The 19,279-nt window shown below is 58.3% G+C and carries 19 protein-coding genes; 8 read left to right on the top strand and 11 right to left on the bottom strand.

Annotated features, from left to right (window positions below; genetic code table 11):
* Nucleotides 1-181: 181 nt before the first annotated feature.
* The 3 genes from NW828_RS10420 to NW828_RS10410 all read right to left on the bottom strand — a co-directional run bounded on the left by NW828_RS10420 (nt 182) and on the right by NW828_RS10410 (nt 4,565).
* A complete protein-coding gene (locus tag NW828_RS10420) occupies nt 182-2,725 on the bottom strand; it encodes a UPF0182 family protein (protein WP_414383697.1) in 2,544 nt (847 codons plus the stop codon).
* 4 nt (nt 2,726-2,729) lie between these two features.
* Entirely contained in the window at nt 2,730-4,172 is a 1,443-nt protein-coding gene (locus NW828_RS10415; protein WP_414383695.1) for a TIGR03279 family radical SAM protein, read from the bottom strand.
* Nucleotides 4,173-4,280: 108 nt separating this feature from the next.
* Nucleotides 4,281-4,565 carry a DUF2103 domain-containing protein gene (locus NW828_RS10410; RefSeq protein ID WP_011432039.1) on the bottom strand — a complete coding sequence of 95 codons (285 nt, stop codon included), beginning with the start codon at nt 4,563-4,565 and terminating at the stop codon, nt 4,281-4,283.
* 77 nt (nt 4,566-4,642) lie between these two features.
* Between NW828_RS10410 and NW828_RS10405 the strand changes: the two genes are divergently transcribed.
* From NW828_RS10405 to NW828_RS10380, 6 genes are all read left to right on the top strand, one after another.
* Nucleotides 4,643-5,344 (top strand): molybdenum cofactor guanylyltransferase, encoded by a 702-nt coding sequence (locus NW828_RS10405; RefSeq protein ID WP_414383694.1) that lies wholly within the window; start codon nt 4,643-4,645, stop codon nt 5,342-5,344.
* A gap of 32 nt (nt 5,345-5,376) precedes the next feature.
* Complete coding sequence (locus tag NW828_RS10400; RefSeq protein ID WP_414383692.1) at nt 5,377-7,503, top strand: FAD-dependent oxidoreductase; 2,127 nt, start codon at nt 5,377-5,379, stop codon at nt 7,501-7,503.
* A gap of 753 nt (nt 7,504-8,256) precedes the next feature.
* The gene (locus NW828_RS10395) at nt 8,257-8,595 is read left to right on the top strand and encodes a hypothetical protein (RefSeq protein ID WP_414329426.1); all 339 of its coding nucleotides are present in this window, start codon (nt 8,257-8,259) and stop codon (nt 8,593-8,595) included.
* Between the two features lie 84 nt (nt 8,596-8,679).
* Entirely contained in the window at nt 8,680-9,021 is a 342-nt protein-coding gene (locus NW828_RS10390; RefSeq protein ID WP_011432043.1) for a histidine triad nucleotide-binding protein, read from the top strand.
* An 85-nt stretch (nt 9,022-9,106) separates the two neighbouring features.
* Nucleotides 9,107-9,757, top strand: a complete 651-nt coding sequence (locus tag NW828_RS10385; RefSeq protein WP_414383691.1) for a precorrin-8X methylmutase — start codon at nt 9,107-9,109, stop codon at nt 9,755-9,757.
* A 235-nt stretch (nt 9,758-9,992) separates the two neighbouring features.
* Nucleotides 9,993-10,424: a hypothetical protein gene (locus NW828_RS10380; protein WP_414383689.1), complete on the top strand. Its 432-nt coding sequence runs from the start codon at nt 9,993-9,995 to the stop codon at nt 10,422-10,424.
* Between the two features lie 107 nt (nt 10,425-10,531).
* Here the strand turns inward: NW828_RS10380 and NW828_RS10375 are convergent, their stop codons facing one another.
* Both NW828_RS10375 and hflX read right to left on the bottom strand, forming a co-directional pair.
* Nucleotides 10,532-12,280 (bottom strand): diflavin flavoprotein, encoded by a 1,749-nt coding sequence (locus tag NW828_RS10375; protein WP_414383687.1) that lies wholly within the window; start codon nt 12,278-12,280, stop codon nt 10,532-10,534.
* 115 nt (nt 12,281-12,395) lie between these two features.
* Nucleotides 12,396-14,162: a GTPase HflX gene (hflX, locus tag NW828_RS10370; protein WP_414383685.1), complete on the bottom strand. Its 1,767-nt coding sequence runs from the start codon at nt 14,160-14,162 to the stop codon at nt 12,396-12,398.
* Between the two features lie 195 nt (nt 14,163-14,357).
* Between hflX and NW828_RS10365 the strand changes: the two genes are divergently transcribed.
* Nucleotides 14,358-14,507 (top strand): hypothetical protein, encoded by a 150-nt coding sequence (locus NW828_RS10365; protein WP_414383683.1) that lies wholly within the window; start codon nt 14,358-14,360, stop codon nt 14,505-14,507.
* Between the two features lie 111 nt (nt 14,508-14,618).
* Here NW828_RS10365 and NW828_RS10360 read toward each other — a convergent pair whose 3' ends face one another.
* Genes NW828_RS10360 through NW828_RS10345 form a run of 4 tightly spaced genes read right to left on the bottom strand, consistent with a single transcriptional unit; the run spans nt 14,619 to nt 16,628 of the window.
* The gene (locus NW828_RS10360) at nt 14,619-15,050 is read right to left on the bottom strand and encodes a DUF488 family protein (RefSeq protein WP_414383681.1); all 432 of its coding nucleotides are present in this window, start codon (nt 15,048-15,050) and stop codon (nt 14,619-14,621) included.
* On the bottom strand, nt 15,047-15,664 hold the full coding sequence (locus NW828_RS10355) for a DUF488 family protein (RefSeq protein WP_414383679.1): 618 nt from the start codon (nt 15,662-15,664) through the stop codon (nt 15,047-15,049). The genes NW828_RS10360 and NW828_RS10355 overlap by 4 nt, the downstream gene beginning before the upstream one ends.
* Complete coding sequence (locus tag NW828_RS10350) at nt 15,661-16,155, bottom strand: dual OB domain-containing protein (protein ID WP_414383699.1); 495 nt, start codon at nt 16,153-16,155, stop codon at nt 15,661-15,663. The genes NW828_RS10355 and NW828_RS10350 overlap by 4 nt, the downstream gene beginning before the upstream one ends.
* A 26-nt stretch (nt 16,156-16,181) precedes the next feature.
* The gene (locus NW828_RS10345; RefSeq protein WP_414383677.1) at nt 16,182-16,628 is read right to left on the bottom strand and encodes a hypothetical protein; all 447 of its coding nucleotides are present in this window, start codon (nt 16,626-16,628) and stop codon (nt 16,182-16,184) included.
* Between the two features lie 154 nt (nt 16,629-16,782).
* Between NW828_RS10345 and NW828_RS10340 the strand changes: the two genes are divergently transcribed.
* The gene (locus NW828_RS10340; RefSeq protein ID WP_414383675.1) at nt 16,783-18,057 is read left to right on the top strand and encodes an amidohydrolase family protein; all 1,275 of its coding nucleotides are present in this window, start codon (nt 16,783-16,785) and stop codon (nt 18,055-18,057) included.
* Nucleotides 18,058-18,060: 3 nt separating this feature from the next.
* Here the strand turns inward: NW828_RS10340 and NW828_RS10335 are convergent, their stop codons facing one another.
* The gene (locus tag NW828_RS10335) at nt 18,061-18,519 is read right to left on the bottom strand and encodes an FxLYD domain-containing protein (RefSeq protein WP_414332474.1); all 459 of its coding nucleotides are present in this window, start codon (nt 18,517-18,519) and stop codon (nt 18,061-18,063) included.
* A 31-nt stretch (nt 18,520-18,550) separates the two neighbouring features.
* Nucleotides 18,551-19,213, bottom strand: coding sequence for a 5-formyltetrahydrofolate cyclo-ligase (locus NW828_RS10330; protein WP_414383673.1), 663 nt, complete (start codon nt 19,211-19,213; stop codon nt 18,551-18,553).
* Nucleotides 19,214-19,279: the final 66 nt, after the last annotated feature.

The following is a 19,279-nucleotide window of genomic DNA, read 5'->3' as shown; positions in this document are numbered from 1 at the left end:
TCGGTGGAGGTGACCCACTCGCAGAACTGCTCCCACACGTTGCTGGTTGAGCGACGTTGGATAACAGTAGTCATGAGAACAAACTTCCCTAAGGAAGCGCGAAGATTGACAACCTAAACTTAAAACATCCGTTAAGTTTCGTCAACTACCTGCCTCAAAAATGAGGAGGGGATCCCTTTCTCTATCGGCTGCCCCTCGGCAGAAAGAGGGCTTCTAAGGCCTGGCCGAGAGTCGGTTCCATCACCACCCGGTCTTCGTAGGCAGCGATCACCCGGGTGAGCTGAGGCAAGCGGCCCTGTTCTGCTTCGATGTAAAGGGGCTGAACATAGAGCAAAGAAGTCTCGATAGGAATGACCAGCAGCGTGCCCAGGTTCACCCGCGACCCATGCTGGTTCCAGAGGGAAATTTGCTCGGAGATTAAGGGATCCTGATTAACCCGTGCTTCCACCTGTTCCGGGCCATAGATGAGCCGTTGCTTGGAAAACTCGTACACCAGGAGCTTGCCGTAGTTTTCCCCGTCGCAGCGGGCCGCTATCCAAGCCACCATGTTCTGCTTGTTAACAGGGGCATAGGGGGAGAGGAGGACGAACTCAGGAGTGTGGTTTGCAACCCCTTGGGGATCCCTCGGCAAGGTGAGAATGAGATACTGCGGCTGCATGGGAATGCGCCGTCGATTGCGGAACTGGCCGGGGATCTGCCATTGATCCTCGCGGTTGTAGAAGAGGCGGGGATCCGTCATGTGGTAGGTGGCAAACTGCTGCGCTTGCAGGCGGAAGAGGTCTTGGGGATAGCGGATGTGTTGCCGCAGCGGCTCCGGCATTGCCTCCAGAGGCTTGAAGAGGGTGGGGTAGATGCGGGCGTAGGCTTGGATGAGGGGATCCCGAGGGTCGGCAATGTACCAATCGATGCTGCCGTTGTAGGCGTCCATCACCGCCTTGACCGAGTTGCGGATGTAGTTGAAGGGAAAGCCGGGCAGGTGCTCCGAGTAGGGGTAGCGGCTGCTGGTGGTATAGGCATCGAAAAACCAGTAGAGCTTGCCGCCTTGAATGACCAGGTAGGGATCCCGGTCGTAGAGTAAAAACGGCATCACCCGACGGATGCGCTCGCGGATTTGGCGGCGATAGAGAAAGCGGGTGGTAGAAGATAGCTCGCGGCTGAGAAGGATGCGCAGATCGCCAAAATGCCAGGCGTAGAGAAACCGCTGCCAGAGGTGGGGAATGGGCACGCCACCGCTGCCCTGATAGCTGCTGTACACATAGCGCTCTGCTGCAGGGTAGTCCAATTCCCGCGCCTCAGCGCCCACGAAAACATCGGTGGTGGTCAGCTCGCCATAGTAGAGGGCCGGCTGCTCCACCCGCAAGACGGGGGCCACCTCAGGGTAGCGGGGAGAAACCCGCGGCGGAATATCCGATAGGAAAAAATCCGGCAGGCCTTCAGGGGTCACCACATTCACCGGGCTGAGGGTGAGGCCATAGCCGTGGGTGTAGAAAAACCGCCGGTTAACCCAGGTTTGGGCGGCGGGGGGCACCTGGGCAAAGTCCAGCTCGCGGGCGGCATGCATAACTTGGCGCAATTCTCCCCCAATGCGGTAGCGATCCACATTCACATAGGGAAATTGGTAGTAGGGGCGGATTTCTTGCAGTTGGCGGTAGGTGGCCAATAGGGGATCCGCATCCCAGAGGCGCACGTTGCTCAGGATGGGTTGATTCTGCTGCAGGATCTCCCAGGTCAGGGATCCCTCTTCTGGGAAAGGGTGCACTTCCACCTGGCTAAGGCCAAAACCGGCGCGGGTAAAGCGGATGTTGTGCTCGATGTAAGGGCGTTCCAGCTCCAGCTCGTTGGGGGCCACCAAGAAAGTTTGCACCAGTTGGGGGTAAAGTTGGGTGGTCAGCAGCCCAAACCCCAGGTAGGCTCCCCAGAGGATGGCCGGCGCCAGGAGAGAGCTGGCCCAGGAAGGGCACCAGGACTTGAGGAAAGGAAGGTTGAGGCGGATCCCCTGGCGGGCCAAAGCCCAGAATCCCACCGCCGTCAGGCCTGCCACCCCGCTCATCAAGGTCGTGGCCGGCAAGGTTGCATGCACATCGGCAAAACCGGCCCCAAACACAACGCCGCGGGTGGAATAGAGCAGCTCGTAGCGCTCCAGCCAATGGCCCCAGGCGCGAATGAGAAACAGGGATCCCCCCAAGATCAGCAGGTGCCGCTGGGCATAGAGAGAGAGGGCCAAGGTCAGCCGTTGCTCGGAAAGCCCCAGCTCTACCAAGTAGATGAGGACAACGGTAACCAAGGTGAGCAGCACCAGGTTGAAGCACCACTGCTGCAGCGTCTCCCAGAAAGGCAGGCTGAAGAGAAAAAAACTGAGATCGCGGTTGAAAATCGGATCCGACTCCCCGACAGGCCCCTGGTTCAGCCAGAGCAGCAGCGTAAACCAGTGATTGGAAAGAGACCCAGCAAAGAAGCCACTCAAACCTATGGCGATCACCCAGGCCCCGGTCAAGGTTGCCCCCCGCCAGCAGGAGCAGATGTTGGATCCCGTCACCGCCAGGGCAAAGAGGAAAGCGCCCAGGCCCAGCCCCCAGCGGGCAATTACCCGCGTCCACAGCACCGGCAGAGCATGCAGCTCGGCAAACCAAGCCAGATCTACGTAGAAAGCCGCCAAGCCCGTGATGGCCAGGATCCCCAGCCCCACCCCCAGCAGCAGAAACAATCCTCGCCGCAACCTCTGCATCGCCTCAGGATCCTCGGCTCAAAGCTGTTCTTGGTCGCGTCAGCGGTGCAGTTTCCCTTCGCCCGAGCGTTGCGGAACAACACAGGGTGCCGTAGGCATAGCCCTGTTCTAGCTGTTGCACCGCCTGCACCAAGCCTGCCGGCCCGCCGTCCACCCGCACCACCGGGATCCCCACCTGGGCCTGCACCTCTTGCCAGGTCAGATCGTCCAAAAAGCGCTCCCCATCCTTAAGGGCAATCTGAGGTAGCAGCAGCCCATCGTAGGCCGCCAAGTTTTCAACCGATTTCAAGGCATTCAAGACATCTTGGCCCGTCAGCAGCCCGGTTACCGTCAGGGTTTGTCCCCAAAATTGGCTGGCAATAGGCAAAAGATCCAACTGCAGCCCGCGGATGCGGTTCATCTGCTCCACCACAGGCTGGAAGGCTTGCTCTACGGCATTGCCCACCACCCACAGAACCTTGAGGGGAGAAGGGAGCTCAGGCGGCAGTTTGAGCTGCTCGAACTGGCTGAGGAAAAGCCGCAGGGAGCCTACCCCGTTCCCCAGCTGCGGGTAATCTTCATAGTGCTCTGCCGGGGGCAGTTCCCACCCCGCCAGCAAATACCACTCATCGGCCAGCCAGGCAAAGGTGGATCCCAATGTTTGCCGAAACCCGACCTGCAAAGTTTCCACCTGCTGGATCACTTCTCGGGCCTTGGCCGCATCGACAGGAACCAGCTCATCACCAGGGGGGCGAAAGCGCGTCAACCCCACCGGCACCACTGCTGCCGAGAGGACGGTGGGGATCCCGTCTACGGGCCGGCGAAAGGCGGCCAAATCGAGGAGTGTGCGGGTGAGGTGATCCCCATCGTTCCAGCCTGGGCAGACCACCACCTGTGCGTGCAGTTGCAAGCGATGCTGGCGAAACCAGGCCAACTGCTCCAAAATCAGGCCAGCCCGCGGGTTTTTGAGCAAGCGGCTGCGCAGCTCCGGGTCGGTAGCATGCACTGACACGTAGAGGGGAGAAAGGCGCAGGCGAGCGATGCGCTCCCATTCGGCAGCAGGCAAGTTGGTGAGGGTGAGGTAGCTGCCGTAGAGAAAGCTGAGGCGGTAGTCGTCGTCCTTGAGGTGCAGCGTTGCCCGCATTTCCGGAGGTTGTTGGTCGATGAAGCAAAAGGGGCAAGCGTTGGCGCACTGGATCAGGCCATCGAACAGGGCTGTCTCAAACTCTAGCCCCAGATCCTCGTCGATTCCCTTCTCCAGCTCAACTGTGCGCGGGATCCCTTGGCTATTCAAGATCTCCAGGCTTACACACTCCTCAGCGATCAGGAAGCGGTAGTCGATGAGATCGCGGGGGCGTTCGCCGTTGATGCTGACCAGGGCCTCTCCAGGTTGGATGCCCACTTCTGCTGCCAGGGATCCGGGTAAAACAGCGCTGATACGGGCGGGCTTGAGACTAGCACGAGACATAGCTAACTCATCCTCAACTGATGTGCCATTTGCCCCAGCAGGACGAAGTTCTGGGTCGGGACAGCGTTGCGGAGCAATGACGAGGCTCGGTTGACTACAAACAGTTGACTACAAACAGCGGAGAATAGCCGCCTCTAGCTCGGTTTGGCTGAGATCCGTTACCACAAACACCTCTTGCACGCTGCTTCCCTTGCGGGCCACCAGCTTGTACCCGCCCCGGATCGGCACCGAAACCCGCAACTGCAACTGGGGGATCCGCCCACGGCTGCAGGACAGAGCGCCCGGCGTCACGGTTTTAATGCCCGCCTGCCGGGTCAGGCGTTCCAAAACAGGGATCAACCCTGAGATGTGGGTGGAGTGGTTCCAAACCAGACGACCAGAGGGCTCAGACATAGCGGCTAGAGTGAGGAGAGGATGGGATCCCTATCCTATTCCTCCACAAATACCTGCTGCTCGTTGTGGAAAACTGGATGTCCAAAATGTCTGAAGATTCCCTGCCTGCGGTCGTGGCTCTGATCTTGGCCGGGGGCAACAGCCGCCGCATGGGATCCGACAAAGCTTTGGTGCTTTGGGATGGGATCCCCCTGCTGCGACGGGTGGCTCAGGTGGCAGCAGCCTGCGCCGACGCGGTTTACATCCTCACCCCCTGGCCGGAGCGCTATGCGCCGGTGGTGGATCCCGGTTGGCACCTCTGGCGGGAAAACGTTCCCCCCCTGGTCGGGCAAGACCCACGTGGTCGGGACAGCATTGCGGAGCAACACCGAGGCCCGCTGCTGGCCTTTCAAGAGGGGATCCGGCGGCTACAAACCTTGGCTGCTCCCCCGGAGTGGATCCTGCTGCTGGCCTGCGATCTGCCCTGCTTGCAGGAGCAGGTTCTTGGGGATTGGCGACGGCGCCTTGCTGCCCTGCCCCCTCAGACAGTGGCTGCCCTGCCCAAAAGTCAGCGGGGCTGGGAACCCCTGTGTGGCTTCTATCGCCTGGCGCAGCTAGGCTCCCTGGAGAGTTTCTTGCAGGCGGGGGGAAGATCCTTTCAGGTCTGGCTATCCCAGGTGCCAACAGCCATCCTGCCCCTGACCGTTCCCGACAGCGGGACGGAGTCCCTTGAGAGGATGCTCACCAATTGCAACACCCCTGCAGATCTGCAGCTGGGGGGAAACCTGGGTAGGGGGTGATCCCTGGGATCGGCAAAGGGAGGGATCCCCTCATGTCACAATGGGTAAAGATTTGCTCGGTTTCTTATCTCGGCGCCGTGCTTACTTCCCTTTACTACCGCGAGATCCCTTGCCCCGATAGTGCTCAAGTGCTGCGCTGGCTACAGGAGTGTATCCCCCTGCCCCAAGGCAGCCAGAAGGTTCTTACCCCCACGGGCCTGCGCCTACAGGGATCCGGCGCTGAGCTGGCCCTTTTCTTGTGGTCGGGGCTGAACACTACCTATCTCAAGGTGTTCCAGTGGTCGGAGCAGCCCTTCCCCCGCCAACCTCGCTGGCTGAGAGAGCTGGAACAGGCCATCCAAAGCCAATTTCCCCACCGCTACCCGCAGTTGCCCCAGATCGATCTGAACCGGGGATCCATCTTCGATCAGCTTGAGCCTTTCTACCCGCAAACGGTGAAGTATTTTCGGCGGATCCCCAATGGAGAATTTGACCTGCAGCGGGTGTACTGGTGGGAAAAGCGCTGGCGGGAAGAAGTGCAACATTGCCACGCAGCCCACCGCTCTGCTCAGCCGGTCTTGTTTCGCCAGCCTGCCCCTGAGCCGGCCCCGGTGGAGTGGGATCTGGCCATCGTGGGAGGAGCGCTGGGAGCCATCTATGGAGCGGCCATGGCTCGCTTGGGCTACCGCGTGGCCTTGGTGGAGCGACTCCCTTTTGGCCGCATGAACCGCGAGTGGAACATCTCCCGGCGGGAGCTGCAAACCCTGGTGGATTTGGGCCTTTTGAGCGCCGAGCAGATGGAGAGCTTGATCCTGCGGGAATACACGGATGGGTTCAACAAGTTTTTTGACGGCAATAGCCCGGTTCGCGCTCCCGTTTTGCACACGCCGACGGTACTCAATCTGGCCATTGACGCGGAAAAGCTATTGCAGCTCTGTGGCCAAATCCTCACTTCCTGCGGGGGAGCTATCTACGAGCGCACCGAGTTTCAGCGGGCCTATGTTGGCGAACAAGGCGTCACGCTGGTTTTGAAGGATTTGTCCACCGGCGAGGAGCTTCGGCTGGGATCCCGCCTTGTGGTGGATGCTATGGGAACAGTCTCTCCCATTGCCCAGCAGCTTTACCGCCATCGAGCTTTTGATAGCGTCTGCCCCACGGTGGGGGCCACCATCCAAGGAGGGTTTGAGCCGGGGGTATGGGATCCCCAATTTGGGGACATTCTGGCCAGCCACGGGGACATCAGCCGCGGTCGGCAACTCATTTGGGAGCTGTTCCCCGGCCCAGGCGAAGATCTTACCTTTTATCTGTTCCACTACCACCAGGTGCATCCAGAAAACCCCGGATCCCTGCTGGAACTGTACGAAGATTTTTTCACCATTCTGCCGGAATACCGCCGCTGCGACCCGGAGCGCCTGCAGTGGAAAAAAGCGACCTTCGGCTATATTCCCGGACGATTTGGCCAGCACCGGCACCCTGTTGGCGGCAGCGGGACGGAGTTTGACCGGGTGCTGCTTATTGGGGATGCGGCAGCCATGCAATCGCCCCTCAGCTTTACCGGGTTTGGATCCCTGGTGCGCAACTGCCCCCGCCTGTGCGATCTGCTGGATACGGCGCTGCGCCACGACCTGCTCAGGGCGGCGGACTTAGCCCAGATCCGGGCCTACCAGGGCAACTCGGCCGTCACCTGGCTCTTCTCGCGGGGGATGATGGTGCCCACCGGCAAGGTGCTGCCCCCCGAGCGCATCAATGCCACTCTCAACAGCTTTTTCGGCATTCTCGCCACCGAGCCGCCGGAGGTGGTGGACGATTTCATCAAAGACCGGGCTGGCTGGCTGGCCTTTAACCGCATGGCCATCAAAGCTGCCCTACAAAACCCACGGCTGCTGCTGTGGATCTGGGAGGCCGTAGGGGCCAAAGGCTTTGCCCAGTGGCTGCCCACCTACTTCAGCTATACCGGCCTGGTCTTGACTTCTGCTGTGCTGAGGGGCTGGCTCCCAAGGCTGCTGCGCCGCCTACAGCCCTGGCTAGAAGCGCGTTATCCCCGTCTGTGGCTGCGCTGCCTGCAGTGGAGCTACACCCTCACGTATGGGGTAGGGCAGCCGCGCATCCAGTTTCAACTCCCCCCCACTCAAGAAAAGGCCCAAGACGCAATACCGACTTGGGTAGAGGAGAGGGCTTGAGCTGGTGGCGCGGTCGGAGAATGCGGCCACGCCAGTTTTTTGATGCCTGTGCTTTTGCTTGCCTCAAGTCACAATCTTCAATGTCTGCTTCAATGTCTGCAGAAAAGGCAGGTGACAATACAGCCTGTTCACAAACTGGGGGATACAAAAATCGTGTTTACGAGGCTTGACCCCAACGAGGTTTAAAACAAGCAGGTTTATAGTCATTTTAAACAGGACTGAAAGATTCTGTTGTATTGCTTCCTAACTCCCCTCTCCCTTTGGGAGAGGGGCTGGGGGTGGTCGCGGCAGTGGCGCGGAACGCTTGGGGAGTGTCTCAATTAGCCTAGAATGACCATACAACCGTATCCCGTGGTCCCTTAGTGGGCTGTAGTTGTGTAGCTAAAGCCAATTAGCAAAAGATCCCATTGGATGCTAGCAGTCCTCACTTGTGTTTGCTAGCAGCTTTACCTCTTATCTGCACAGATTTCTGCACAGATTATTTACACAGAGCTGAACGAGGGAGTGCCCATCAGGCAAAGCCTTCCTCTGTGGCGCAAAAGTATTTCGCCACGCAGGGATCTGCCTGTCCTTTGCCTTGGCATTTTGCCCAAGTTGAGTATAATCAATACCTAACATCCAGGATCAGATCGAGGATAGTTGGGAAGGGATCCCAACCTTGATTTGGTTTTGAGACTGCTAGCCCCCTTTTTAGGATCTTTCGCAAAAAACTCTGTAGGACTGAGCCCAGTCGCGTCAGCGTTGCGGAGCAACATGGTTTACACCTTCGAGATCATCGGCATCGCCCCTGCTCTGCAGTTCTTTCATCAGCAACAGAAGCTGGCCCAGCGGCCCTGTGGGGTGGAATACCTGGGTACCAGCTCCTGCACCCTCGATGCGTTGCTGGGATCCGTGGAGGAAGTGCCGGCCCGGCGCGGCTGGGACTTGGATCAGTTGGTCGACGCTGTTATCCGCTTTTGGTGCAGCAACCCCGATTTGGTGAGTTTGTGGCGCTCTCGTTTTCGCGATGCCGGGCGAGATGCGCTGTTGGTCTCGCGAGTGGGGCATATTCAATCACTGCGGCAGGAATTTGAATGGCTGCTGAAGCAGTAGGTGCCGAGCGCCACTCTCGCCACCTGGGTGGGAGAATGTGCGGTTAGCAGGTAGGCTAAGGGCAGAACTAATTTGTGAGCACCCATGAGCGACACAGTTTTCGGCAAGATTATTCGCAGGGAGATCCCTGCACAAATCGTTTACGAAGACGATAGAGCCCTGGCCTTCAAAGATATTGCCCCCCAAGCCCCTGTCCACATTTTGGTGGTGCCCAAAGAGCCCATCCCCGGCATTTCCCAGGCCAAGCCCGAACATGAGGCATTGCTGGGACATCTCCTGCTGACCGCTCAGCGGGTGGCTGCCGAGGCAGGTTTAAATAAAGGCTACCGATTGGTGATCAACGAAGGAGAAGACGGCGGGCAAACCGTCTTTCATCTCCACATTCACGTTCTGGGCGGTCGGGGGATGGGCTGGCCCCCAGGTTGAGCGATGGTTTTTCCCACCCATTGGAGCCTCTGCAGGTACAATCCTGTCATTACTGAGGATAAACGGCGGGCGGGGTCTGGGATCGATGGAGTGGCACGTAACCGATGCAGAGAGTTTGATGATCATCGACCAGGAGGTGGGCAAGCACGAGCTTTCTCCTGCTGAGTATGAGGTGGTTCGTCGGGTTATTTATGCTACTGCCGACTTTGAGTACTTGAACCTCATCCGTTTTGGTAACGAAGCCTTACAGGCTGGGGCGGCGGCCTTGGCAGCGCGTACCACCATTGTGGTCGATGAGCCGATGGTACAGGTGGGCATTGCCTGGGCTGTTCAGAACACCTTTTCCAACCCCATCTACTGCGGCAGCGAAGCGATTACCCGTCCCCAAAGGGACAAGACCCGCTCCGCTTGGGGCTTGGAAACCCTGGCCCAACGCTACCCTGAGGCGATCTTTGTGATTGGCCAATCCCAGACCGCCCTCTCCACCTTGGTACGGCTGATTACCGAGAAGGAGGTGGCCCCTGCTCTGGTCATTGCCACGCCGGCTGGGTTTGTGAACGTGGTGCAAGCCAAGCAGGAGCTGGCCGATTCCATGGTGCCCCACATCCGCACCGAGGGACGCAAAGGAGGCCCGGCAGTGGCTGCAGCGGTGTTGGATGGCCTGCTGGACTTGGCTTGGCACGCCTATGTACGGGTCAGCAGTGCAGATCATCCTGGCAAATCCGCCGTTTCTTGACATGCTCCTTGCTCTACTGGCTGGCTAAGCCAAGGCAAACTGCGCAGCGGTAGAGCAGGGCTTTAGACCCCATTTCTAGAGTAGGTCTGCTGATCTGATCGAGATCACTCAACTGGGGGGATCCCGAGCACCCGGCCTTCAAGTCGGCATCGGCAAGATGGGAGCTGTGCTCTCAGTCCTGCCTTTGAAAAATGGCCTGAGAGGCGACTGGTTGGGCCTATGGAGGGATCTTCCCGTGCGGCATGCCATCTTCTTTTGCTGGAGCGGCTGCCTTCTGGCCTTGTTTTTTGCGCCGGGGGCTTGGGCACAAGCTGAGCCATGTCCGGCGGTTGCCCTTCTGCCCTCTTCACTGCAGTTGTCAGAGGTGTCAGCACCTGCCTCTGCCCTCTCGACAACCCAGATGGACAAGGCAGGGATCCAAGTCAGCCCCTACCAGCGCTGGCGACAGAGGTATGCCCCCTCGGATCCCTTTTCCTCAGGTTTGAACAACGTCCCTTATCGGCCAGCCCAGCAGGGATCCCAAAGGATTCAACAGGGAACAGAGGGGCTGCCCTTAGGGCCTGCGACCCGCCAAGGGGAACAGCTGGAGCAGATCGGGATCCGCCTGGGAGAAGACAGCCCTTTTTTCCTACATCCCAGTGGGTTGGTCTATCGGCAGTCCTATTGAAGTTTTTGTGAGTCTGTTCGCTACAGGGATCCCAGCTTCCCCAGGGAGAAGGGCTGGGAGTGAGAAATTATCTCTCACTTCTCTCTTCTCACTGCTCACTATCAGTATTAGTAATGATTCCCCACCTTGCGGTGGTGGATGGCGGTGAGGCCCTCTGGGCTGGAGACCCGACCAGCTTCTAGGGTGCTGTACACCACCCAGTGATCGCTGGTTTCCAGGCGGCTCACCACACGGCACTCCAGGTAGGCCAAAGCATCGGCCAAGATGGGGGATCCGTTGGCAGCAGGGTAGGTCTTGATCCCGGCAAAGCGGTCGGCTCCCGGTGGAAATCTCTTCAGGAAGTGGCGCATCAAGGGTTGGTAATGGCCTTCTTGCAGCACGTTTAACACGAAGGTATCTCCCACCTGCAGGAAGGATTCGATGGCCCGATCCTTGGCCACCGCAATGCTGATCCCTGGCGGATCGGTGCTGGCTTGGGCCACCCAGGAGGCAAGCATGGCGCTGGTGGCTTGCCCTTTGCGGGCAGTGATGATGTAGAGGCCATTGCTGATGCGGCCCAGGGCGCGATCCAGGTCGGCATCCAAGGCTTTCATCTGCTGAATGTTGCGATCCCGCGTCAGCCACTGCCCCAGATCGGTACCTGCTTCTTCGGCCAGTTGCAGCAGAGCCTCGCCGGCAGGCTGCTTAAGCAGAATGGGGGCAAACACCTCTTTGGCGCCGATCTCCTGCAGGGTGTTGCGGCAGAGGTACACCGACTCATCATCTTCGCCGCCCGACTCAAACAGACCAAAGCCTTGCTTGCTGTGGGCAGAGGCCAAAAGGGTTTTCAGCAGCACTTGAGTGGTGGCGGCCTCAGGCCCTGATTGGGGCGGCATGCCTATCACCACACCGGCGGCCAAGCTCATCAGCTCCCGCACCTCGTGGGCATCCACCAGCCGCAAATCTGCCAGCTCCACCTGGATGCCGGTTTTTTGGATCCCGCGGGCAATGGCTTGAGCCAAGGTTTCCGCCTGGCCATATCCCGACAGGTAGAACACTGCCACCAGGCGCTCGGCTTTGGCCTGCTCGAGGCTCCAGGTGCGATATTGCCCCACCCAGTCGGACAGGTGATGGCGCAGTAGGGGGCCGTGGCCGGTAGCAATGGCAGCGATGGGAGGCAAGGCTTCCATGCGCTTCAGGGCGGACAACACCGAGCGGGCGTTGGGCCCCATGAGGCAGTCGTAGTAGAGCTTGAAGTCGGCCTGCAACAGGTGGGGATGTTCGTCCCAGGCGAAATCGTCGCAGTAGTGCATCCCAAACACGTCGCAGGTGTAAAGGATCTGGGTGCCGTGGTCGTAGGTGAGGATGGTGTCGGGCCAGTGCAAGTTGGGGGCAGAGATAAATTCCAGGACATGCCCCTTGCCCAGATCCAAGCGATCTCCCTGTTTCACCACCAGCCGCTGGAAGGGCCGATGCACCAGATCTTCCAGAAATTGCACCGCCACCTTGGAGGCCACCACCGTCATCTGGGGCGCCAGCTCCAGCAGATCCCCAACCAAGCCGCTGTGATCTGGCTCGGTGTGGCTGACCACCAGGTAGTCGATCTGGGCAGGATCTAGGATCCCTTGCAGGCAATCCAGGTACAACTGGCGAAACTTCTCGTGGGAGGTGTCGATGAGGGCCACCTTCTCGCCGCGAATCAAGAAGGAGTTGTAGGTGGTGCCATTTTCCAGAGCAAATTCGATGTCAAATCGATCCCGATCCCAATCTTGGGAGCGAATGGCAAGGGTGTCGGCCCCGATGGGCAGAGTTTGCAGCGTCAGATGGGGCTGGGCCAGGCGAGGTGAGACTTGAGGTGCAACTGCAGTGGTGGCCATGTTCTCTCCCTAACTTTAAGTCGGGTCACAATCCTGATCTCATTGTAACTGAATGTTTATGTTGACGGCGGATGAAGATGAGCTATGCAGGTTTGGAAATCCTTATGGAATGCTTTTAGGGATCCTTGGGTTCCTGCCAATCGAAGAGGTTAGGACTTAGGGCTGTAGCAAACTGGGCCAGGGTGTGGCGCAACTGATCCAGGTTTTGGCCGGTGGCGGCGGAAACAAACAGGGCTTTGGGGTAGAGCAGGCGGACGTCTTCCACCCATTCGGGGTCGAGGCGGTCGATTTTGTTGAACACCAGCTGGCGGGGACCAGTGGCCAAGGGCAGCTTGTCCAGCAAGGTTTCCACCGCCTCGATCTGTCCTTCCCAGTTGGGGTGAGACAGATCCACCACATGTAGTAGGGCATCGGCTTCCGTCACCTCTTCCAGGGTGGCTTGAAAGGCATCCACCAGTTGGTCTGGCAATTCGGTTAGAAATCCCACCGTGTCGGTCAACAGCACCGCCTGCCGGTCGGGCAGCTCCAGCCGCCGGGTAGTGGGATCCAAGGTGGCAAAGAGTTGGTCGGCCACGTAGACCTGGGCATGGGTGAGGGCATTGAGGAGGGTGGACTTGCCGGCGTTGGTGTAGCCCACCAGGGCCACCACAGGAATTTGGGATCCCTCGCGGCGTTGGCGCAGCCGCTGCCGGTGGTGGCGCAATTCTTCCACTTCTTGCCGCAGCTTGCCGATGCGCCGTTGGATGGCCCGCCGCTCCATTTCCAGTTGGGTTTCCCCCGGGCCACGGGTGCCGATGCCCCCACCTAGCCGAGACATGGTGCGCCCTCGACCGGCCAAGCGAGGTAGCAAATACTGCAGTTGCGCCAGCTCCACCTGCAATTTTCCGGCCCGGGTTCTGGCCCGCTGGGCAAAAATATCCAAGATCACCTCGCTGCGATCCACCACCCGCACCCCCACCGCCTCTTCCAAGGTGCGCACCTGGCTGGGGGTGAGTTCCCGGTCGAACACCACCAAGTTAGCGCCCAGATCCTGGACCAGCAGAGCCAGCTCTTGCACCTTACCGGATCCGATTACCGTGGCCGAATTGGGGCCTTCCCGCCTCTGCCAGAGGGCTTGCAGCACCTGTCCGCCGGCACTCTCCACCAGGCGGCTCAGCTCCGCCAACACGTCCATTAGCTCCTGGCTGCTCTGGCCTGGCTCCTGCAGCCCCACCAGGATGGCCCGATCCTGATCCAGATCCACCTGGCGGGCGGTCAACTGGCGCCGAAACCCATCCTCCAGCTCCGCCACCAGCTCCTGCAGATCCTGTTCTGCCAGGATCCCCAAAGGCAAAGGCTCAGAAACCTGCCAACGGCGCTCTCCCTCTGGCAGCAGATGGGCCAGATAGGCCCGGTGAACAAAGCCCGTAGCCGCTCCTCCCCGGCGTCGGTGCCCTCCTGACTTGGACACGGAAAGGGTGATGAGGGCATCCAAACGCTGCAAAGCCATGGCCGTCAGCGCTTTTTGACCGGGGCCCCCCTCCCCCATTTGGGTGGTGATGCAGCGGATCCCGGATAGGCGCTCGGCCCCCTGGCGGGGCAATTCCCAAGCGGGAATCTGGGTTTCAAAAGGGGATCCCACCCCTACGCGGATTACCTGGCCGCGCCGGTTGAGGTAAACGCTGATGGGCCGGCCTTCCAACTCTTGGGTCAGGGATCCCAGCCGTTGGGCAAACTCCACCGTCACCAGGCGGTTGGGGGGTAGGCGCAGTTGGTAAAGCCGTTGCAGTTGCTTTTGTTGGTGGGGCTTTAACCCTTTGGCCTGTTCGGGAAAGCGTCGTGGAGCGATAGCAGAGCTGAAGCGGGGGTCGGTCTGATGGCGAGAGGTGCTAGCCCTGGGCATGGGGACGGGGAAAGACCCAAAAACAAGCTTTCATCTACCATACACGCTAGCTGCCCGCAGGAACTTGGGATCCAAAAGCAACGGCGGCAAACACTGGCCCAGTGTTGCGGGGGCAACAGTACGGCGATGTCATCAGCAACGGGTGCAACATTCAAACCAAGGTCATTCCCGAACAAAAGTAGGCGGAATACTTCCATGACCCGACCGAGGTACGCATGGGGCAGCCAAACCCAGACGATCACAGGCTTCCTGCTCGCCCATCATCTGCTCAAGGTCAACCCCAAAGATGTCAATGTGTTGGATCTGCCCAAGCGGGGATCCCTGTATCGAGCCTGCTGTTGGTGAGGGAGTTTCTAAATCAGTTGGGCATCCCTTTCGCTCCGTGTTGCCGGAATCCTGCTGCAACTCGGAGTAGCTGCATAAATCGGAAAAATCCGTAGTGCCAGCTCTTAGTTATCATAGATGCACGATTTCAACATCACCCCATTTTCTGCGCAAATATTCAGCAACCAGCCTACGATGACAGTGCTCAGGTGTAGCTTCACTACAAAGCAGACATCCTCCATCGAGAATACTTTTATCCACTTGATCTTCGATACGACGCTCGGCCATCAACGACAAAAACTGTCTCTCATAATTAGACCAGTCACCACTAGCTTTATAAGCATCAAGAATTTCTTGGGTCGGTGCCAATTCTGGCAAATGAATGTATCCAAGCTTACAGATCTCGTGAAGGAAGAACTCTAGGTCATTCTTTTTCGTGAATCCTGCCAGTTGTGAGGTATTGTTAAGTCGAGCATCAACAACTCGAACTAGACCAGGCTGTTTTAAACGATTAAAGAACTGTTCTGCACTTTTCTTCGTGAACCCTATTGTAAATATCTTCATGGCCTCGCGCTCCGCTCATCATTTTTTGACATTTTCTCATCTCGATAGGCGACACGCCTGCCTTGAATGAGATAGGCTTCGGCTATGAACTCTTCCCGACTTCTAAACAAGTCCCCCTCTGGAAGTTTGCAAAGGGCAAGAAGACGAGATTCTAGAGCCTCATGAGTCTCCAAAGAGCCATTGGCCAAGATGTGGTTGACCGGAATCCCACTTTGAAAAAGTTTACGCGCCACCAGCAACGATCTATGACATTCAATAGGGTCTTTCTCAGCACACATCAGTGCGATCCGATACCGACTAGAACCTTGGATCAGACGGTCGATCCCTTCGAGGAAGGCTAGCTCATTTGCCAGTCGTTCATACTGAATCCTACCCTGATCATAGCAGCTCAGATTTTCGCTACGTCCTCCCAATTTTTTGCCCAGAAAGACGTAAGCAATACCTGCTGCCGCTAAAGCACTTTTCAACTTTTCTTGTGAATATTGAGGGACGTAACGGCTATATGGACGTGAGCGAACGTCGCCAATACCGGTGATGTTGTACTGGCGCAGTAAGTCTATGAAAAAATCAATCTCGTGGTTTGAGTGACCAATCGTGTAGATCTCTGATTTCATATGAGTCGACCTGAGTAGAGAATAGCCGCTATCAGCTTGTAGTAGTAGCCCAAGTAGGGATCGCTAAGGCTAACACACAGCACCGGATCGGGGATGTCATATTGACCGTCTTCGCCCATTAGGAAATCCCGTTCAATCACAGGATCGGTAACATCCATGCAGTATTTTACTCCCTTGTATACAAACTCGCCGCGTACTCTACGCTTAGAATTCGGGTATCCTGGTGCCTTGTAACCAACCAACAGACGCAAATGCTCGACCGGTACAAGGTAAAGAGAAACTCCGCTTTCTCGCCCGACACTTAACCGGTTGTTCCACCCAGCATAGCTGCTCTCGCCAGTGCCCCAGAGATTCTCAGGGTTGTCTAGCCAACTGTTGATATCCTCCCAAGGCAGGTGGCCAACTTTTTTCCAGCGGTGCTTTGGATTGATAACGTGGTTCTCCCTCTGGTGAGGTAGTGGCTGAGGTGTATCACAAGAGACACAGAGAATATCAAGAAGTTCTGGGTCGCCACCGCTTAGGAAGGCTCGTGGATGTAGTTGTCAAACACGGCAAAATTGCTCAGGGCAGGATCCGGCTTGAGGCTGGATCCCATCAAAAAGCTGACCTTGGGATAGTCTTTGGCTACTTCCCGCGCTTCCCGCTCCACCCCGAAGACCTCACCCACCAGCAGTTGGACGCCGCTCTCGGCATACTGACGCAGCACCCGTGGGTAGTCGGTGTTGGAAACTGACTCCGACCAGGTATAGTCAATATCCCCCCGCTTCTGGGCAGCCATCAACGCTTTATGGATCCGGCTTACCCACTGCTGCTCAATGGGAACCGTATAAACCCCAGCCACTTTCAGCTTGGTTCCTTGGGCCACCGTGGCATCGCGAACCAACCAGCGGCTCCCCATCAAGCCAGCCACGAAAGCCCCAGAACGCAGGCAGAAGTCCCGCCGGGAGAGTTCTAAACGTGCCATAGTCGCTTCTGTTGAGGTTAGTTCGAGATCGGGTTACTGACCGGTTTATCGTAAAGGGGGGATCCCCAGAAATATGTATTGTAAAACACGATTTTTCGGGAAGAAGCTTGTTTGTAATGAACAACCTAAGTTGAAATAGCCACAACATCAACATATGGATCTGATTTTGCGTCGGGCCAACTTGCCGGATGGCCGCAAGGGAATCGATATCGGTATCCAGGGGGATCGCATTGTGGCTCTGGAAAACAACTTGCAAGCCACTGCCCCCCAAGAAATTGATGTCAGCAACCGCTTGGTGTCGCCCCCCTTTGTGGATGCCCACTTTCACATGGATGCCACCCTCACCTATGGGATCCCGCGCGTCAACCAGTCGGGCACCTTGCTAGAAGGGATTGCCCTCTGGGGGGAGTTGAAGCCGCTGTTGACCCCCGAGGCAGTCATAGAGAGGGCCTTGACCTATTGCGACTGGGCAGTGGCGCGTGGGATCCTGGCCATCCGCACCCATGTGGATGTGTGCGATCCCAACCTGTTGGCGGTGCGGGCGCTGCTGGAAGTCAAGCAAAAAGTGGCTCCCTACTTGGATTTGCAACTGGTGGCTTTTCCCCAGGATGGCTACTATCGCTCGCCAGGGGCGGTGCAGCTTCTGGAGAAGGCTCTGGATTTGGGGGTGGAGGTGGTGGGCGGGATCCCCCACTTCGAGCGGACGATGGCCGAGGGAGCAGCTTCGGTGCGGGCCCTGTGCGAGATTGCAGCAGCGCGGGGTCTGCGGGTGGATCTGCACTGCGACGAGACCGACGATCCGCTTTCGCGCCATGTGGAAACCTTGGCCTACGAAACGCTGCGGCTGGGCTTGCAGGGGCGGGTAGCCGGATCCCATCTAACTTCCATGCACTCGATGGACAACTACTACGTCAGCAAACTGATCCCCCTGATGGCCGAGGCAGAGCTGGGGGTGATCGCCAACCCGCTGGTCAATATGGTCATCCAAGGTCGCCACGATACCTACCCCAAGCGGCGGGGGCTGACCCGGGTGCCCGAGCTGATGGCCGCAGGCTTGACGGTGGCCTTTGGTCATGACTGTGTGATGGATCCCTGGTACCCTTTGGGCAGCGGCAACATGCTGGAGGTGGCCCACATGGCCATCCACGCCGCCCACCTGACAGGCTATGAGCAGATGCGCCAGTGTTTCTTGGCGGTTACGGAGAATCCGGCCCGCATTCTGGGGTTGGAAGGCTACGGCCTAGAACCCGGTTGCTATGCCGATCTGGTGGTGCTCCAGGCTGCTGATGCCGTCGAAGCTATTCGCCTGAAACCGGCTTGCCTGTATGTCTTCCGCCGGGGCCGGCTGATCGCCCAAACCCCGCCTGTGGTTGCCCAGCTCCATTTGCCTGAGCGCCCCACCCAGGTGGAGTTCAGCCGCCAGCTTTAGACGTTAACGACGCACGGTACCGCTGAAGCCGCTGGCCTTGAATTGCTCCAGGGTGAGGGGCAGGGGGCTGGTTATGGGCACCGAGATGCGAATTGAAAAAGGGCTCTCGCCGGGAGGAACTTCTGCAATGGCCCCCAGGCGGGTACGCTCCGGCAGAACCTCGTTGCCGTTGGCATCGTAAAGCCGACCGAAGACATCCGCGTTCAGCAGGGTATTTTTGGAGCGGTTGACCACTGTGCCTTCGACGAACAGGCACCTGGCCGGTATGGGGTTGCCGTTGCTGGTCACCAGGTTGGTGTATTCGGGGGTATCGGGACAGGGGGTGACGTGGAGATCCTTCAGTTGCAGGGGGATCGCCCCAAAGCCCATCAAGAGCACCGCCAATGCCACACAGCCAAAGCTCATGCAGACAAGACGCAGCTTTTGGGTTAGCCACTGCGCCGGCTTCCAAACTTGGCTCATCGTTTTTCCTCCAAGGCCCACCCTCTTTAGTCTAGGGGATCCCCGTCTCGTAGAACCTCTCCTCGGTTTGGATCCCATCCAGGTGCTGATCCCAAGGATCCTGAGGCAGGGGCTGCTCCAGCAAGCAGGCTTGGGGGAGGATGCCCCACTTGGGCACACTGGGATCCGGCAAAGCGGCCAAAAAGCGGTCGTAATAGCCGCCGCCATAGCCCAAACGCCTTCCCCAACGATCGCAGGCCAGGGCAGGCACCAGGATCAAATCCGCCTTGCCAGGGTCGATAACTGTGCTGCCGGGAGAAGGCTCCAGCAAGCCCCAGCAGTTGGGGACAAGCTCAGCCGAGCCGTACCGGTGCCACTGCATTTGCCGCTGCGGCAGACAACGGGGGATCCCCCACTGCTTCTCTGGAAAAAGGGCAAACAGGGATCCCAAGTCCACCTCGGAGCCGAAGGCCACATAGGCCAGGATGGTTTTGGCGGCCAAAAGTTGGGGGCAAGAGGCCAAATGAGCCACGATCTTCTGGCTGATAAGGGATCTGTCCAACCTCTGCCGTAGCTGGCGAAAGTGCTGGCGCAGGCGAGCTTTTTCTAGGGCAGGATCTGCTGCCAGAGAACTGGGCCGCCAAGAAGAAGACAGTTCCGGGGAAGGGAGTTCCTGCACAAGCCCAATGCCGCTTGGATATTCGGTCTGATACATTTACGCTGAACACTGCTGAACATCACTGTTCAACTATGCAGCGATAGCATTCTGTTTGTTTCCAAA

Origin of the sequence: Synechococcus sp. W55.2 (assembly GCF_047461635.1) — a bacterium.
In the GTDB taxonomy this organism is placed as follows: Bacteria; Cyanobacteriota; Cyanobacteriia; order Thermostichales; family Thermostichaceae; genus Thermostichus.
The sequence above is the reverse complement of the archived record's forward strand: the minus strand, read 5'-3'. Positions and strand labels throughout refer to the sequence as shown.

Coding starts and splice junctions, on each gene's coding strand:
- NW828_RS10415 (WP_414383695.1), bottom strand. CDS start 4,172: ATGTCTCGTGCTAGTCTCAAGCCCGCCCGTATCAGCGCTGTTTTACCC.
- NW828_RS10400 (WP_414383692.1), top strand. CDS start 5,377: ATGTCACAATGGGTAAAGATTTGCTCGGTTTCTTATCTCGGCGCCGTG.
- NW828_RS10375 (WP_414383687.1), bottom strand. CDS start 12,280: ATGGCCACCACTGCAGTTGCACCTCAAGTCTCACCTCGCCTGGCCCAG.
- NW828_RS10360 (WP_414383681.1), bottom strand. CDS start 15,050: ATGAAGATATTTACAATAGGGTTCACGAAGAAAAGTGCAGAACAGTTC.
- NW828_RS10385 (WP_414383691.1), top strand. CDS start 9,107: ATGGAGTGGCACGTAACCGATGCAGAGAGTTTGATGATCATCGACCAG.
- NW828_RS10420 (WP_414383697.1), bottom strand. CDS start 2,725: ATGCAGAGGTTGCGGCGAGGATTGTTTCTGCTGCTGGGGGTGGGGCTG.
- hflX (WP_414383685.1), bottom strand. CDS start 14,162: ATGCCCAGGGCTAGCACCTCTCGCCATCAGACCGACCCCCGCTTCAGC.
- NW828_RS10405 (WP_414383694.1), top strand. CDS start 4,643: ATGTCCAAAATGTCTGAAGATTCCCTGCCTGCGGTCGTGGCTCTGATC.
- NW828_RS10335 (WP_414332474.1), bottom strand. CDS start 18,519: ATGAGCCAAGTTTGGAAGCCGGCGCAGTGGCTAACCCAAAAGCTGCGT.
- NW828_RS10395 (WP_414329426.1), top strand. CDS start 8,257: ATGGTTTACACCTTCGAGATCATCGGCATCGCCCCTGCTCTGCAGTTC.
- NW828_RS10365 (WP_414383683.1), top strand. CDS start 14,358: ATGACCCGACCGAGGTACGCATGGGGCAGCCAAACCCAGACGATCACA.
- NW828_RS10345 (WP_414383677.1), bottom strand. CDS start 16,628: ATGGCACGTTTAGAACTCTCCCGGCGGGACTTCTGCCTGCGTTCTGGG.
- NW828_RS10340 (WP_414383675.1), top strand. CDS start 16,783: ATGGATCTGATTTTGCGTCGGGCCAACTTGCCGGATGGCCGCAAGGGA.
- NW828_RS10355 (WP_414383679.1), bottom strand. CDS start 15,664: ATGAAATCAGAGATCTACACGATTGGTCACTCAAACCACGAGATTGAT.
- NW828_RS10410 (WP_011432039.1), bottom strand. CDS start 4,565: ATGTCTGAGCCCTCTGGTCGTCTGGTTTGGAACCACTCCACCCACATC.
- NW828_RS10390 (WP_011432043.1), top strand. CDS start 8,680: ATGAGCGACACAGTTTTCGGCAAGATTATTCGCAGGGAGATCCCTGCA.
- NW828_RS10330 (WP_414383673.1), bottom strand. CDS start 19,213: ATGTATCAGACCGAATATCCAAGCGGCATTGGGCTTGTGCAGGAACTC.